The 14,516-nt window shown below is 68.4% G+C and carries 15 protein-coding genes; 4 read left to right on the top strand and 11 right to left on the bottom strand.

Going from position 1 to position 14,516, the window contains the following annotated elements; all coding sequences use genetic code 11:
* Window positions 1–10: 10 nt before the first annotated feature.
* Together K2M58_RS01880 and K2M58_RS01875 are read left to right on the top strand one after the other, a co-directional pair.
* Complete coding sequence (locus K2M58_RS01880) at window positions 11–1,786, top strand: UbiD family decarboxylase (RefSeq protein WP_220678054.1); 1,776 nt, start codon at window positions 11–13, stop codon at window positions 1,784–1,786.
* Window positions 1,787–1,855: 69 nt separating this feature from the next.
* Window positions 1,856–2,467 carry an NUDIX domain-containing protein gene (locus K2M58_RS01875; RefSeq protein ID WP_220678053.1) on the top strand — a complete coding sequence of 204 codons (612 nt, stop codon included), beginning with the start codon at window positions 1,856–1,858 and terminating at the stop codon, window positions 2,465–2,467.
* A gap of 159 nt (window positions 2,468–2,626) precedes the next feature.
* Here the strand turns inward: K2M58_RS01875 and K2M58_RS01870 are convergent, their stop codons facing one another.
* The 9 genes from K2M58_RS01870 to nfsA all read right to left on the bottom strand — a co-directional run bounded on the left by K2M58_RS01870 (window position 2,627) and on the right by nfsA (window position 10,700).
* Window positions 2,627–3,151, bottom strand: a complete 525-nt coding sequence (locus K2M58_RS01870; protein WP_220678052.1) for a DUF420 domain-containing protein — start codon at window positions 3,149–3,151, stop codon at window positions 2,627–2,629.
* An 86-nt stretch (window positions 3,152–3,237) separates the two neighbouring features.
* The gene (locus K2M58_RS01865; protein ID WP_220678051.1) at window positions 3,238–4,188 is read right to left on the bottom strand and encodes a magnesium transporter CorA family protein; all 951 of its coding nucleotides are present in this window, start codon (window positions 4,186–4,188) and stop codon (window positions 3,238–3,240) included.
* A 21-nt stretch (window positions 4,189–4,209) separates the two neighbouring features.
* A complete protein-coding gene (locus tag K2M58_RS01860) occupies window positions 4,210–5,217 on the bottom strand; it encodes a magnesium transporter CorA family protein (RefSeq protein WP_220678050.1) in 1,008 nt (335 codons plus the stop codon).
* A 125-nt stretch (window positions 5,218–5,342) separates the two neighbouring features.
* Window positions 5,343–6,275, bottom strand: a complete 933-nt coding sequence (locus K2M58_RS01855) for a magnesium transporter CorA family protein (protein WP_220678049.1) — start codon at window positions 6,273–6,275, stop codon at window positions 5,343–5,345.
* A 244-nt stretch (window positions 6,276–6,519) separates the two neighbouring features.
* Complete coding sequence (locus K2M58_RS01850) at window positions 6,520–6,891, bottom strand: fluoride efflux transporter FluC (RefSeq protein WP_220678048.1); 372 nt, start codon at window positions 6,889–6,891, stop codon at window positions 6,520–6,522.
* Window positions 6,888–7,313: a fluoride efflux transporter FluC gene (locus K2M58_RS01845; protein ID WP_220678047.1), complete on the bottom strand. Its 426-nt coding sequence runs from the start codon at window positions 7,311–7,313 to the stop codon at window positions 6,888–6,890. The genes K2M58_RS01850 and K2M58_RS01845 overlap by 4 nt, the downstream gene beginning before the upstream one ends.
* 63 nt (window positions 7,314–7,376) lie before the next feature.
* Window positions 7,377–8,624, bottom strand: coding sequence for a mechanosensitive ion channel family protein (locus tag K2M58_RS01840; protein WP_220678046.1), 1,248 nt, complete (start codon window positions 8,622–8,624; stop codon window positions 7,377–7,379).
* 112 nt (window positions 8,625–8,736) lie between these two features.
* The gene (locus tag K2M58_RS01835) at window positions 8,737–9,867 is read right to left on the bottom strand and encodes a deoxyribonuclease IV (protein WP_252393503.1); all 1,131 of its coding nucleotides are present in this window, start codon (window positions 9,865–9,867) and stop codon (window positions 8,737–8,739) included.
* 56 nt (window positions 9,868–9,923) lie between these two features.
* Complete coding sequence (nfsA, locus tag K2M58_RS01830) at window positions 9,924–10,700, bottom strand: oxygen-insensitive NADPH nitroreductase (protein WP_220678045.1); 777 nt, start codon at window positions 10,698–10,700, stop codon at window positions 9,924–9,926.
* 247 nt (window positions 10,701–10,947) lie between these two features.
* Between nfsA and K2M58_RS01825 the strand changes: the two genes are divergently transcribed.
* A complete protein-coding gene (locus K2M58_RS01825; RefSeq protein ID WP_220678044.1) occupies window positions 10,948–12,111 on the top strand; it encodes an NAD(P)/FAD-dependent oxidoreductase in 1,164 nt (387 codons plus the stop codon).
* 85 nt (window positions 12,112–12,196) lie between these two features.
* Window positions 12,197–12,982, top strand: a complete 786-nt coding sequence (locus K2M58_RS01820) for a helical membrane plugin domain-containing protein (protein WP_220678043.1) — start codon at window positions 12,197–12,199, stop codon at window positions 12,980–12,982.
* Window positions 12,983–13,054: 72 nt separating this feature from the next.
* Here the strand turns inward: K2M58_RS01820 and K2M58_RS01815 are convergent, their stop codons facing one another.
* Together K2M58_RS01815 and K2M58_RS01810 are read right to left on the bottom strand one after the other, a co-directional pair.
* Window positions 13,055–13,612: a chromate transporter gene (locus tag K2M58_RS01815; RefSeq protein WP_220678042.1), complete on the bottom strand. Its 558-nt coding sequence runs from the start codon at window positions 13,610–13,612 to the stop codon at window positions 13,055–13,057.
* Between the two features lie 93 nt (window positions 13,613–13,705).
* Window positions 13,706–14,350, bottom strand: a complete 645-nt coding sequence (locus K2M58_RS01810; RefSeq protein ID WP_066441234.1) for a chromate transporter — start codon at window positions 14,348–14,350, stop codon at window positions 13,706–13,708.
* Window positions 14,351–14,516: the final 166 nt, after the last annotated feature.

Raw genomic sequence — 14,516 nt, 5'->3', positions numbered from 1 at the left:
AAGACGCGCGATGCACGCCAATCTCCGTTCCTTTTTGCAGGCGCTGGAGGCGGACGGCGAGCTCGTCCGGATCGCCGCGCCGGTCGATCCGAAGCTCGAGCTCGCCGAAATCCACCGCCGGGTCGTCGCCGAAGGCGGGCCGGCCCTCTGGTTCGAACGGGTGAAGGGGAGCCCTTATCCGGTCGTGACGAACCTCTTCGGCACGCCGCACCGCCTCGAGCGGGCGTTCGGCCGCCGGCCGGAAGCGCTCGTCCGGCGCCTGGCGGAGGCGTTGCCGGCCCTCTTTTCGCCGTCGGCGAAGGCCCTCTGGAACCTCCGGGACCTCGCCGGCGAGCTCCTCTTCCGGACGGGGCTGAAAATGGTCCCGCCGGAGAAGGCGCCGGTTGCAGCGATCCGGGACGACGATTTTGACCTCACGACGCTTCCGGCCCTGACAAGCTGGCCGGAGGACGGCGGTCCGTTTTTGACGCTGCCCCTCGTCTACACCGAACATCCGGAGACGAAGGCCGGGAACCTCGGCATCTACCGGATGCAGATCTTTGGGCCCCGGACGACGGGCATGCACTGGCAGATCCACAAAGGCGGCGGCTTCCACCATCACGTCGCCGAAGCCCGCGGCGAGCCGCTTCCGGCGACCGTCTTTTTGGGCGGTCCGCCGGCGCTCATCGTCGCCGCGGTGGCCCCGCTTCCGGAAGGGGTGCCGGAGCTCCTTTTTGCCTCGCTCCTCCTCGGTGGGCGGCTCGCCCGAACCCGCGTGGACGGCGCGCCGCATCCCCTCGTCGCCGAGGCGGAGTTTGCCCTCGTCGGCGAAGTGCCGCCCCATGAGCGGGCGCCGGAAGGGCCGTTCGGCGACCACTACGGCTACTATTCCCTCGTGCATGATTTCCCTGTTTTTCATCTGAAGCGCGTCTTTCGCCGGAAGGACGCCCTCTTCCCGGCGACGGTCGTCGGCAAGCCGGTCCAGGAAGACTACTGGATCGGTGAATATTTGCAGCGGCTCCTTCAGCCGCTCTTCCCCTTCGTCATGCCCGGCGTCCGGGACCTCTGGTCGTACGCCGAGACGGGCTTTCACGCCCTCGCCAGCGCCGTCGTCCGGGAGAGCTACTCCCGGGAGGCGCTCGCCCACGCCCTCCGCATCCTCGGGGAAGGGCAGCTTACGCTGACCAAATTTCTCCTCGTCACCGACGCACCGGTCGACCTCCGGGATGCCCGGGCGACGTTCACCGCCGTCTTAAGCCGTTTCCGGCCGGAGCGGGACCTCGTCATCTTCGCCGAGACGGCGATGGACACCCTCGACTACACCGGCCGGCGCTTCAACCACGGCAGCAAGGCGATCCTCCTCGGCACGGGGGATCCGGTGCGGACGCTCCCGGCGGCGTACGACGGGCCCCCGCTTCCGGGCGCCGCCGCCCTCCGGGTCTTTTCCCCCGGCGTCCTCGTCCTCTCCGGCCGGCCGTACGCCGGCGCCGAAGACTGGCCGAAGCGCCTCCTCGCCGAAGCCGAAACGAACGAAGCCCTCCGAGCGTTTCCCCTCGTCGTCCTCGTCGACGACGCCCGGGCGGCGGTGCGGGATCAGACGGCCTTCCTCTGGACCGTTTTCACCCGCTTCGATCCGGCCTATGATCTGCACGCGCCGACGTTCGTCGGCCACAACCGCCTCGGCTTTGCCCTCCCGATCGTCATCGACGCCCGGATGAAGCCGTTTTACCCCGGCACGGTCGAACCCGACCCCGAAACGAAGGCGCTCGTCGACCGCCGCTGGACGGAGTACTTCCCCGGGCGCTGATGCTTTCGCCCCTGTTCGCTCCGGTCGCGATTGAGCTGCGAAATCCCGCCGTGAAAGAAGGAGGAGCCGATGGACGAGCCCCGACGTCCCCTGAGGGAAGACGAAGAAATCAGCGACGCGTTTTACGAACGGCCGCTCGAGCGGACGCTCCTCTACCGCGGCCGGATCATCGACGTCGCCCGTTACCGCGTCCGGCTCCCCGACGGCCGGGAGGCGGAACGGGAGGTCGTCCACCACCCTGGCGCCGTCGCCGTCCTGGCCGTGGCCGAAGACGGCGGTCGGGAAACGATCGTCCTCGTCCGGCAGTACCGTTTTCCCCTCCGCCGGACGACGCTCGAAATCCCGGCCGGAAAGCTCGAGCCGGGCGCCGACCCGCTCGCGGAAGCCCGAAGGGAACTGGCCGAGGAGACGGGCTTCGGGGCCGAACGCTGGCGGAAGCTCGGCGTCTTCTTCAGCTCCCCGGGCTTTGCCGACGAGGCGATGCACCTGTATGAAGCCCGGGGGCTCGTCCCCGGAGCGCCGCACCCGGACGCCGACGAGTTCGTGCGGGCGGAACGGCTGACCCGGGACGAAGCCTGGGCCGCCGTGCGGCGCGGGGAGATCGTCGATCTCAAGACGGTCCTCGCCCTCCTCTGGTGGGAACGACGCGGCGGAGGGGAGCGCGGCGATCCCGGGCCGTAAGGTCGTCGTCGAACGACCGCAGACAAGCGGCAAAAAGGAAACACGCCCGCCGAGATTTCGGCGGGCGTATTCGGCATCGCGCCCCTCATGATCGCCGGGTCGGCCAAAGCGGACGCCGACGCCTTTTTTGACGAAGCAGAGCCCCCGGCCCGGCGAAAGCTAGCGGCCGTAGTACGGCGCGATCAGGACGTAGACGAGGACGCCGCTTACGGAGACGTACAGCCAGAGGGGGAAAGCAAAGCGGACGATCCGCCGGTGCAGCCGGTCCTCGCGGTTCAAACCGCGAAACAGGGCCAGGAGGACAAGGGGGACGATGACCGCGGCGAGGACGATGTGCGTGAAAAGAAGGACGTAGTAGACCCCCTTCAAGAGCCCCTCGCCGCCGTACGGCGTCGACGGCGTCGTGAGGTGATAGGCGACGTAGCTGAGGAGAAAAAGCGCCGTCGCGGCCAGGGCGGCGAAGATGAAATTTCGGTGCCGCTCGACGTCACGCCGCCGGATGGCCCGGTAGGCGAGCAGCAAAAAGACCGTCGCCAGGGCGTTCCACCCGGCGATGAGCGGCGGGAGGAACGACGTGTCAAACGGCGCCGGCACCTTCGGCAGGGCGAAAAGGGCGGCGATGACGGCGTAGACGGCGGCGGAAAGAACTCCCGCCAGCCGGCCGGGAGCGCGGATCGGGCGCATCTTTCACCCTCCCTTCCAGGATACCGCCTTTCGGGACGCCGGGGCCGCACGCGTGCGGCCGTCCGCCGGCCCCGACGAGCGTTCATTCAGAAAAATCGGAGCCGCCAGAAGACCGCGGCCACGGTTGCCGTCGCGCCGACGATGAGCATCAGCGCATCGATGAAGCCGTCGGGGCGGTCGAACAGGAAAAACGGCACGTTCATCGACAGGGCGCTGGCGATGAGGATCGGCACCGAAAGGAGAACCGTGACCGCCGTGAGAAGCTTCAGCACGGCATTGACGTTGATCTGGATGACGTTGCCGTAAGCGTCCATGACGTTGACGAGCTTCCGGTGGTGCACTTCGACCGCGCCGTACGCCTGTTCGAGGTCGATGGCGACGTCCTCGAGCAGGTCGCCGTCGTCCGGGTACAGCCGGATGACGTCCCCGGCGGCGATCTTCCGGAGCGCCGCCCGCATTTCGGCGAGGGACGTCTCGAGGAAGATGAACGTCTCGCCGGCGGCAAACAGCCGGTAGAGCTCCCGGTTGGCGTACGCCCGGGCGAGGTCCCGTTCCGCCGCCTCGACTTCTTTCTGCACGGCGCGAACCGCCTGCAAAAACGCTTCGGCGACGGCCGCCAGCACGAGGAGCGTGATGCGGGTTTTCATATGGCTGCCGAAGCCGCCGACCGCGCCGGTGAGAAACGGCTCCAGAAGCGGCACCGGACCGCCGGCGACGGTGATGAGATGATCCGGAGCGTGGACGATGGCGAGCGGCCGCAGGCGAAAGAGCGGACCGTCCTCCCGCGGAACATCCTCCTCACCGGCCGGCACCGGCACGTGGACGACGACGACGGCCGCCTCCCCCCGGCGCTCCGCCCGGGGCCGCTCGTCCGGGTCGAGGACCGACGCAAGCACCGCTTCCGGCACCCTCGTCTCCCGGGCCGTCGCCTCGAGCTCCTCCGGCGTCGGCGCCTCGAGGTGCACCCACGCGTTTTTGACCGGGGCCGGAAGCGGCCGGAGCCGGCCGTCGGCATCGGTGGCGACGATGCGCCGCATGCGGATCCCCCCGGCCGCGCCTCACCAGCGCAAAAAATTTCGTTGATAGAAATAGAGCACCAGCGCGCCCCCGGAGACGATCATGGCGAGCAAAAGGAGGCCGAACAACCACGGCGCGTCTTCAAACGGGAGCCGGGTGTTGAGCGTAAAGATGCCGGCGATGAGGACGGGCAACGTCAGGACGACGGTGAGCGTCGTCAGCACCTTGAGCACGGCGTTGACGTTGTTGTGGATGACGGCGGCGTAGGCGTCCATGAGGGTCGACAGTCGATCCGCGTGAAGCGCCGTCAGTTCCTCCGCCTGCTCGAGGTCGACGAGGGCGCTCCGGAGAAGGTCGGCGTCGTCGGCGTAAAGCTTCAGGTCCCGACCCGCAAGGAGCCGCCGGTAGACGATGACCGACGCCCGGAGGGCCGAAGCGAAGTAGACGAGGCTTTTGTTCACCCCGAGGAGCATAAAGAGCTCCCGGTTCCGGTGGGCCGCCCGAAGGCGCCGCTCGATCGCCCGGGACAGCGCTCGGAGTTCCCGGAGCGCGGCGAGGTAGGCATCCGCCACCGCCTGAAAGATGAGGAGCGTCAGCCGCGTCTTCATATGCGTCGCCACCGGCGCCCGGCGCCCATCCAGCACGTCGAGGATCGCCGGATGCGCCCGCCGGGCGACGACGATGAGGTGATCCTTGAGATGGACGAGCGAAACCGGCATCACCCCGTACGGCATCGACCCCGGCCGGCCGTCGTAAGCGGCGTCGCCGTTTTGGTGCGGCAGGCCGAGGACGAGGATGAGCACCGGCGCGCCGTCTTCCGTCTCCCCCAGCTCGACCCGCGGCCGCTCCAGCGGGTCGAGGGCGTCCCGAAGGTAGGCCTCGTCGAGATGAAACGCCCGGGCGACCCGGCCCAGCTCTTCCGGCGTCGGGTCAAAAAGGGTGAGGACGCTGTTTTTCGGAAAACCGCCGAACGCCGCGTCGCTCCCGTCCGCCGGCGCCGGATGGCCCGCGATCCGGCCGTCCGGCATCGTGAGTCGCACCTCCAGCATCGTCCCGGCCCCTTTGCCCAGAAAATCGCCCGCGCCTCCGCGCCGCCGGGCCTTATGCCGCCCTCAGGCGGCCCGGGCCCGTTTTGCCGCTTCCCCTTTGCCCGAACGGTCCCGCCCCGCCGCGATCAGAAGAGGCGCATCCGCCAGAACGCGTAGCCGGTCGAAAGCCCGACGAGCGTCGAGATGCCCATGAGCACCGGGAAGGCATACGGGCTGTCCTGGTACGGAAGCGGCACGTTCATGCCGTAGATCGAGGCGATCATCGTGGGGATGGCGAGGATGATCGTCAGCGCCGTCAGGATCTTCAGCACCGTGTTGACGTTGTTCTGGATGATCGCCGCGTAAGCGTCCATCAGGTTGCTCAGGTTCTCGCTGTGGATGTCCGACGCATCGAGCGCCTGCTGCATCTCGATGATGGCGTCTTGCAAAAGCTCCTCGTCGTCTTCGTACATTTTCATGTACGTTTCACGAGTAAGCTTTTGCATGACGCCACGGTTGACCTTCAACGCCGTCGTAAAATAGACGAGGCTCTTGTTGATATTCAGCAGGATATACACTTCCTGGTTCCGCATCGACCGCTGCAGCGCCGCCTCGGCCTCGACGATGCGGGCGTTCAGGTCGTTAAGATAATGCAGATAATACCGGGCCACCAGGAACATGAACTGCAGCGTAAACCGCGTTTTCATATGGGTATAAAAGCCTTTCACCTGACCGGCCGTAAACGCCCGGAACACCGGATGGTCTCGCCGGCAGACGGTGACGAGGACGTCCCGCGTGTGGATGATGCCGACCGGGATCGTCCGGTACGGCACCGGATCGCCCTCCGTCGGGTAGGGCACGCTCAGGATGATGAGCACGCCGGCGTCATCCTTCTCCACCCGGGGGCGCTCCTCGGCGTCCAGCGGGTCGTGGAGGAAATCGGCCGGAAGGCCCAGGGCGCCGGCGACCCGCCCGATCTCCGCCTCCGTCGGGTCGACGAGATGCACCCACGTGTTCCGCTCGATCTCCGGCACCGTCTCCAGGCGCCCGGTGGCATCGCTGCGATAGATCCAAAGCACGGCGGTTCCCCTTTCCCGGGCGCCCGGCCGCCGCCGAAGCGCCGATCCGCCCGATGCGCATCTTTCGCTTCCAGTCTATGCTCCCCGCTTAAGCGCCGGAACACGGGAAGCGCCCGCCGTCCACCGCGGCGGACGGCCGGCGCTCGCTCGGCCTCGCTTCTCGCTTCGCGCGGCCTTTTTCCTCGCGTCTCTTGTCCGATCGCGTCGTTTGGCCTTTTCATCGTACCGCCGGCGCCGCCGATTGTCAAATCCACCGGTGGACGAACGCGGCGCCGAGGAGAACGACGATGGGACCACCGAGGAAGGAGATCGCCGCATAGGCGACCGCCGCCGGACGGCGGTTTTGCCACCGGTCGTCGATTTCGAGCATCAAGGCCGAAAACGTCGTATACCCGCCGAGAAAGCCCGCGAGAAGAAACGGCCGAAGCGCCGACAAAAGGGGAAGCGCCGACTCCAGCGCGCCGAACAAAAACGCTCCGCTCAGGTTGACGCCGAGGGTTCCCCACGGAAGCGCCGCGCCGCTTGCGGCCGCCCGGGCGTTCAAGGGCGCGCTCGCCAGATAGCGGAGGATCGCCCCGAAAAACCCGCCCGCAAAGACGAAAAGCCCCGCCATCATCGCTGCCCTTCCCGCCTTTCCGCCGCCGGTCGCCCAGGCGCCCCGGCGACGAGACGCCGACCGGCGCGAAGGGCCGCCCACCCGGCGAAGAGCGATAAAACCCCGTAGCCTAAACCGGCTCCGGCGCCGAGGTGAACCGCCTCCCCGCTGAAGGCCGAAAACGTCGTCAGCCCGCCGAGGAAACCGGTCCCGTACCAGAGAAGGCGCCGGGCAGACTCCGGCGACCGATCCCGGCGCACGGCTTCGGCCAGAAGCCCCATGCCGAAGGCCCCGGCAAGGTTGACGGCCACCGTTCCCCACGGCACCCCCGCCTTCGGGAGAACCTCCCCGGCCGCCCAGCGCACGAGAGAACCGAGACCGCCGAAAGCGCCGACCGCGAGAACGTCCAGCCCGCGAAACGACGGGCGGACCGCACCGCTCATCTGCTCCACCCCCCACTTCCGTCATGCATGACCGCGCTTCCGTCGTTCATGAAGGCCCGGTTTTTATTTCCCTCTTTCCCCTTCGCCGCCCTCCTTCGCCTCCGGCGGGCGCTTTTCGGCCGGGGTCGCCTCCCCCGGGCGAAAGACGGCTCCGGCGCGGTCCGCTCCGCTCCCGACGGCCAACCCGAGGGCGGCGGCCGTCCCGGGCGCCCCTTCCGGCAGATGGAACGCCCCCGCCGCGACGAGCACCCGCTGCGGCACCGCCAAAGCGATCCCTTCCTCCTCCAGAAAGCGGAGGACGTCGAGATTGAGCCGCTCGTTGATCTGAAGCCACGCGTCGTATTGCGTCGAGCGGGTGTAATAGGTGACGAGCACCGAAAAGCCCGCTTCCGTCACTTGCTCGAAGGCGACGGTGACCGCATCCGGCACGACGTCCGGCTGCGCCTGAAGGTGCGCCCGGAACCGCGCCACGAAGCGGGCGAGCGCCTCCGGCGGCGTCGTGCGGTCGAGGAGGAGGCGGTACATCGTCCGGCGGCGGCCCATCCGGCTCCAGTTTTTGAGCGCGCCGCCGACGAGATTCGCGTTCGGCACCGTGACGAGCCCCTGGTCGAACGTCCGGATCTTCGTGCTCCGGATCGTGATCGCCTCCACCGTTCCGCTCACGTCCGGCGTCTCGATCCAGTCGCCGACGGCAAACGTCCGTTCAAACAGGATGACCGCCCCGGCAAACAGGTTGGCGAGCGTGTCTTTCGCCGCCAGCGACACCGCAAGCCCGCCGAGGCCGAGACCGGCGATGAGGGAGTCGATCCGGTAACCGAACTCCTGCAGGAGGATCGTCGCCCCCACCGCCACGAGGGTGAAGCGAAGGCCGACGGAAAGAAGCGGCACGACCGTGGCCTGAAACTCGGCGCCGTGCCGGGCGCCGAGCCGGCGGAGCCAGGCGGCGTTCCGGTCGACCAGGCGATAAAGCCCCCAGAAGACGGCGACGATGACCGCCACCCGGAACCCTTTCTCAAGGGCGGCGCCGACCCACGGCGGCGGGCCGTAGACCGCCGCCGCCAGGGTGACGGCGAGCGCCGCCCAGAGGAGGCGGGCCGGCGGGCCGGCGGCCAGCAAGGCTTCTTTCCAGACTGCCTTGTCCTCGCCGGCCGCCTCCAGCGCCCGCCGCCAGCGGCGCCCGACCGTCCGGGAAAAAAGCGCCCCGAGCCCGAGGAGCGCCCCAAGCACGAGCACCGCCCCGACGGGCCGCCCCCACGGGCCGAGCCGGGCGGTGAGGCTCACCCCTTGCGCGAAAGCGTCCGCCACCGACACACCGATCCCCCCCTTCCGCTTCCAGCGGTCCGGACGCTTCCATCGGTCCGGACCCGCCGGGCCGGGTTCGCGCCTCCCGACCGAGGGCCGGCCGGATGGCCGAGAGGCGGCTTTACCCTTCGCAGAGGGCCGCAAGCGGTCGCGCGGCGGTGGCAAAATAGGCGATGAGGCGGTGGTTGAGCGCCTCTTCGCTGAGCCCTTCTCCGAAGCCCGCCTCCCGGGCGAGGGCATAAAACCGCTCCATCGGCTCCCGGCGATCGGCGCCTTTGGCCCGAGACGCCGTCCAGAATTCAAGCACCGTCTCCCGGGGCTTGAACCCTTGCCGGGCAAAAAAGGCGGCCAGCCGCTCCACGTCGTCGCAAAACGCCACGCCGAACCGCCGGCGAAGCGTCCCGGAAAGCAGCGCGATCTCCACCTCGTACATCGGCCGCTGCGCTTTTTTGTCCTGACCGATCCACGGCGTCTCGAGGATGAACGGCCGGCCCGCGAGGGCCGGGTGCCGGACGACCGCCTCGATCGCCCCGTAGCCGATCCAGCCGGAGCCGACCGGCGCATGGCGGTCTTTCGCCGCGCCGCGGGGGTTTTTGCTGTCGTTCAGGTGGACGACCGAAAGGCGATCGAGGCCGATGATCCGGTCGAACGCCTCGAGGACGCCGTCGAGGTCGCCGACGAGGTCGTAGCCGGCGTCGTGGACGTGGCACGTGTCGAAGCAGACGCTCAGGCGCTCCGGGTGCCGGACGCCGTCGATGATCGCCGCGATCTCCTCAAACGTCCGGCCGACCTCCGTCCCCTTCCCGGCCATCGTCTCCAGGGCGATGCGAACGTCCCCCGGCACCGAAAGCACCTCGTTCAACCCCTCGACGATGCGCCGGATGCCGTAAGCCGGGTCCCGGTCGGTGTAGGCGCCGGGGTGGACGACGATCTCCCGGGCGCCCAGGGCGGCCGTCCGCTCGATCTCCTGCTGTAAAAACTCAACGGCCAACCGAAACGTGTCGTCGTTCGGCGAGGCGAGGTTGATGATGTACGGCGCGTGGACGACGATCTCGTCGATGCCGTGGGCTCGAGCGAGCGCCCAGCCTTCGTCGACGAACTGCTCGGCCATCGGCCTTCGCACCGTATTCTGCGGCGCGCCGGTGTAGACCATAAACGTCGTCGAGCCGTAGGAGATCGCCTCTTCGGCGGCGGCGAGCAGGCCTTTTTTGGCAAACGAGACGTGCGAGCCGATCTTCAGCGGATGGGACACCTTCAAACCTCCGTGCTCGATGGAGCTTGCTCTGACGTGTTCTCCGTGGTTCGAATTCAACGACCGGCCGTCGGCTCCTTCACGGTTGCCTGATCCCGAAGAAATCCCCGGGCCCGAAGGTACGCCGCCATGTGCGCCCGCCGAGGCTCGGCGAGGGTGCGGGCGACGAGGCCGGTGTAGGTGTCTTCCCGGCGGCCGCCGGTCCGAGCCCGGTAGTACGCCCGCACCACCTCGTCGTACGCCGAAAGCCCGGCGTCCCGCCCGATGTCGTAGCGCTCCTCGTGGTAGACGACGGTAAGCGGCAGGCGCGGTTTCGGCGCCGGGTCTTCCGCCGGCCGGCCGACCGTCATGCCGAAAAGCGGGGTGACCTGCTCCGGAAGCCCGAGCCGCTCCGACACGGCGTCGATGGCGTTCCGAAGACCGCCGATGTAGCAGATGCCGTAGCCGAGGGACTCGGCGGCGACGGCGGCATTTTGGGCGGCGAGGGCGGCATCGACGGTGGCGACGATGAACGCCTCCGTCGTCTCGACCCGGGCCGCGACGCCGTGCCGGGCCGCCGCCGCCGAAAGCCGCCGGAGATCGGCGAGGAAAACGAGAAAAAGCGGCGCCTCGGCGACGTGGGCGTTGTTCGAAAGCGCGGCGAGCTCCGCCCGAAGCTCGGCGTTCCGGACGCCGATGATCGTGTATGCCTGAAGAAAGCTCGACGTCGACGCCGCCTGGGCGCTTTGGATGATCCACCGGACATCCTCCTCGGGCACCGGATCCGGGCGGTAGCGGCGGATCGAGCGATGGCGGAGCATGAGGGCGATCACTTCGTTCGGCGGATGGGACATGAACGCGTCGCTTCCCTCCTCGAACCCGTTCGGATTTTTCTCCTCGATCCCGTTCTCATTTTTCCACCCGTTCGCCGAAGCGATCGGTCGGGAACCGTTCTCTGAACCCGTCGCGAACCGGCTTTTGCAACCCTCCCGCGAAACTTTCGCGGCGGGACGGGGCAGACTATCCCGAAGCCGCGGTACGGGAAGCCCTTCCGACTCAAACGCCCAAGCCTCACCGGCCGCCGAAAGGCGGGAGGGAATCATGCGCATCGTCATCCTCGGCGCCGGCACCGGCGGGCTTACGCTGGCCAACCGCCTGGCGCGCCTCATCGCCGACGAACTCGAACGGGGTCGGGCGGAGATCGTCCTCGTCGAACGCCGAAAGGACCACGACTACCAGCCCGGCTACCTCATGGCCGGCTTCGGCGTCCGGCCCCTCGCCCATTATAGACGATCCGTCCGCCCCCTTGTCCACCGCCGGGTGCGTCTCATCGAAGACGACGTCCGGAAGGTCGATCTCGACGGCCGGCGGCTTCGGGGGAAAACGGAGACGGCGTACGACCTCCTCATCGTCGCCACCGGGAGCGTCCCCGACTTCCGACTCATTCCCGGCCTCGACGCCGAGGACGTCCGGCGGCCCGATGCCGGCTTCGGCACCTTCTACACCGCCGAAGGGGCCGAAGCCCTTGCCCGGACGCTGGAGACGTTCGAGCGGGGACGGATCGCCGTCGTCGTCGCCTCGCCGGTGCACAAGTGCCCCGCGGCACCGACGGAGTTCGCCCTCCTCCTCGACGACCTCCTCCGGTCGGCCGGCCGGCGGCGCCGGGTGGAGATCGTCTACACCTCCCCCCTCGATCGGCTGAACCTCCTCGAAGCGCTCGACGCCTGGGCGCGGCCGGAATTCCACCGCCGGGGGATCGAGGCGCTTTTCTCCTTCGTCCCCGTCCGGGCGGACGTCGCCCGCCGGCGCCTGTTCGCGAAAGACGGCCGAACGCTGGAGGCGGATCTCATCGTCGTCGTCCCGCCCCACCGCGGTGCCGAGGTCGTCCGGAACTCCGGGCTGGGGGACGAAGACGGCTTCCTCCCGACCGACCCGGAGACGCTCGCCGTCGCCGGACGGGACGACGTCTATGCCGTCGGCGATGCGACCGACCTGGCCTTCCCCGTGCTCAAGGCGGGCGCCATCGCCCACTTTCAGGCCGTCGTGCTGGCGCAAAACCTCGCCCACCGCCTCCGGAACGTCCCGACGCCATACCGCTACGACGGCCGCTTCCTCTGCTTTATGGACGACGGCTTCGCTTCCTCCGCCTTCATCCGCTACGACCGCCACCACCCGCCCCGGACGGCGACGACCGGGGTTCTCGTCCATGCGATCCGGCAGGCCTATCACGAGCTGTACTGGCTCGGCGTGCGGGGCATCCTCTGAAGTCGCCCGGCCCCCGAAAGACCCATCCGCCGCCCGATCTTCGGCAAAGCCCCCCCATCTCCGACAAAAAGGAGGGAGACGGCCGATGCGACGCCGCCCGACCCGCCGGCCGGCCGAGCTCCAAAACCCTTCATCCCCCTCCGGGGGCGCCGGCGCCCCGATGTCCTCCCCCGGGGGGGCGGCCGCCGGCGCGCCGAAAGAACAACGCACCGGCGATCCGGCGGCAGCCGGCCGCCCGGAGCGGGCGCCGGCGGCGGCGCCGGCCGAAGGCCGCGAAGTCTTTGACGTTCAGGCAGGCCGGAAGACCTTCGACGACCGGGAAGGCCAGAAGACGCTTGACGACCGGGAAGCCCGGGAGACCTTCGACTCCCGGATCGAAGTGGAGCCGGTGGCGGTGGACGGTCGAGGACCGTGGGACGTCCTCGACGCCGCCGAGCGGGCCGCCCTCGTCTCCGCCCTGCGGCGCCTCGCCCGGCTGGAGCGGAGCGGCACGCTGGCGGCCTTCGGCGAACTCTTAGATGCCGCCTTCGTCCTGAAAAGCGCCCTCACGCCCCTCGACGCCGGCGAACAGGCCCGCCGCCTCGTCCGCCTCGTCGAATTCCTTGACGACGCCCAGCAGCGGGGCCTCGGCGCCGCCGGCCGGCGGGCGCTCGAGGCGGTCGACGCGGCGGAAGCGGAGCTCGAACACGTCACCGAAGACGGCCGGGCTCCGGGGCTTTTCAGCCTCCTCCGCCTCGCCCGGGATCCGGCCGTTCGAGAAGGGATGTTTTTTGCCCTCGCGTTTTTGAAGCACTTCCGCGAGCTCGGGCTCCCGCCGGACCGTTTCGCCTTGGAATCCGACGCCGAAGACGGCGATGCCGACCGCCGGTGAAGCCGGGCCGGGGCTCGCCGCCTCGGGCCCGGCCGGAGATCGCCTCGGCCGCGCCGTTTCGCCCTTGACCGATCAGTGCGGCAGATAGTGCGGCAAATACACAAACATGCCCGCCACGCCAGAAAAAAGAAGGACGAGCGCCGGGTGGAGCTTCGTCCGGGCGAAAAGGACGAAGGCGACGAGGAAGAAAAGAAGCGTCGTCCACGAAGCCTCCCCGCTCAAAAGCCCGTTTCGCCTGGCAAAGGACGCCGCAGCATAAAAAATCATCCCCGCGATCACCGGCCGGAGAACGTAAAACGCCGCCGCGACCCTCGGGTGGCGGTGATACTTAAAAAACGCTCGGGCGAAGATCAGGATGAGAAACAAAGACGGGATGGCGACGCTGACCGCCGCCAAAAACGCGCCGCCTATGCCGAGCAGGCGGTAGCCGACCATCACCGCCGCGTTCACCGCGATCGGCCCCGGCGCCATGCTGGCGACGGCGATCATGTCGATAAAATCCGTCTCTCGAAACCAGTGCTCCTCCGTCACGACCATGTGGTCGATGACCGGAAGCATCGCATAGCCGCCGCCAAAGCTCACAATGCCGACGATGAGAAACGTCACGATGAGAAGCAAAAAAAGCGGCATCGGCCCACCCCCTGACCGGCGTCTTTTCGAGGCCCAGCATCCCGCAGCCAAGCCGCCGCCCATCCTCGCGCCAAGCCGTGCCTTGAGCCCGCCTCACCGGACGCGGGTCGGTTTTCGGACCCGGCGGGTTTTTTCCCACTGGCCGACGACCAGGCCGAGAACGATGCCGCCGACGATGACAAGGACCGGATGAAGGTGCAAGAAAAACAAGACCCCAAAGGTGACCACGGCGATGCCGCCGGTCAGCCACCCGTCGACCGCGGTTTTCGCCACCCGGACGCCGGCATAGGCGATGAGGGCCACGATCGCCGGACGGAGGCCCGCCATCGTCGCCTCGACGTACGGGTTCGCCTTGAGCCCCTCATAAAGAACGGCCAGGACGAGCATGATGAGGATCGTCGGCAGAAGCGCCCCGGCGGTGGCGAGGACCGCGCCGAGGACGCCGGCGAGGCGGTAGCCGATGAGGGTCCCGACGTTGACGTAAATCGATCCGGGGACCGCCTGGGCGACGGCGAACAGGTCGACGATCTCTTCCCGGCGGGCAAACCGGTGCCGGTCGACGAGCTCCCGCTCGAGGAGCGGGATGACGGCAAAACCGCCGCCGAAGGTGACCGGGCTCAGCTTGGCGAACGCCAAAAAAAGGGCCCACGCCGTTCGCCACCGGCCGATGTGCCGAACCCGCTCTTCCGACGCCCCCGCGACCGCTTTGGTCCGCCTTTGAGCTTCCTCCCGGGCCACACCGATCCCGTCCTTTCGTCTCGACTGCCGCTGAAAGCATACCCTACGGGGAAGCGTGTTTTTCCCTGCATGCGTCTTCCGTCCGCCCGTCCTGCCCGCCCGGGGTGCTCGACATGGGTTCATTGTAACACAGGAAAAAAGGGCGCGTCGTCACAACGCGCCCATT

Origin of the sequence: Hydrogenibacillus sp. N12 (assembly GCF_019645935.1) — a bacterium.
Classification (GTDB): Bacteria; Bacillota; Bacilli; order Thermicanales; family DSM-22653; genus Hydrogenibacillus; species Hydrogenibacillus schlegelii.
Note: the sequence above shows the minus strand (reverse complement) of the source record. Positions and strands in the feature narration are given on the sequence as shown.

Coding starts and splice junctions, on each gene's coding strand:
- K2M58_RS01880 (WP_220678054.1), top strand. CDS start 11: ATGCACGCCAATCTCCGTTCCTTTTTGCAGGCGCTGGAGGCGGACGGC.
- K2M58_RS01875 (WP_220678053.1), top strand. CDS start 1,856: ATGGACGAGCCCCGACGTCCCCTGAGGGAAGACGAAGAAATCAGCGAC.
- K2M58_RS01870 (WP_220678052.1), bottom strand. CDS start 3,151: ATGCGCCCGATCCGCGCTCCCGGCCGGCTGGCGGGAGTTCTTTCCGCC.
- K2M58_RS01865 (WP_220678051.1), bottom strand. CDS start 4,188: ATGCGGCGCATCGTCGCCACCGATGCCGACGGCCGGCTCCGGCCGCTT.
- K2M58_RS01860 (WP_220678050.1), bottom strand. CDS start 5,217: ATGCTGGAGGTGCGACTCACGATGCCGGACGGCCGGATCGCGGGCCAT.
- K2M58_RS01850 (WP_220678048.1), bottom strand. CDS start 6,891: ATGATGGCGGGGCTTTTCGTCTTTGCGGGCGGGTTTTTCGGGGCGATC.
- K2M58_RS01845 (WP_220678047.1), bottom strand. CDS start 7,313: ATGAGCGGTGCGGTCCGCCCGTCGTTTCGCGGGCTGGACGTTCTCGCG.
- nfsA (WP_220678045.1), bottom strand. CDS start 10,700: ATGTCCCATCCGCCGAACGAAGTGATCGCCCTCATGCTCCGCCATCGC.
- K2M58_RS01825 (WP_220678044.1), top strand. CDS start 10,948: ATGCGCATCGTCATCCTCGGCGCCGGCACCGGCGGGCTTACGCTGGCC.
- K2M58_RS01820 (WP_220678043.1), top strand. CDS start 12,197: ATGCGACGCCGCCCGACCCGCCGGCCGGCCGAGCTCCAAAACCCTTCA.
- K2M58_RS01815 (WP_220678042.1), bottom strand. CDS start 13,612: ATGCCGCTTTTTTTGCTTCTCATCGTGACGTTTCTCATCGTCGGCATT.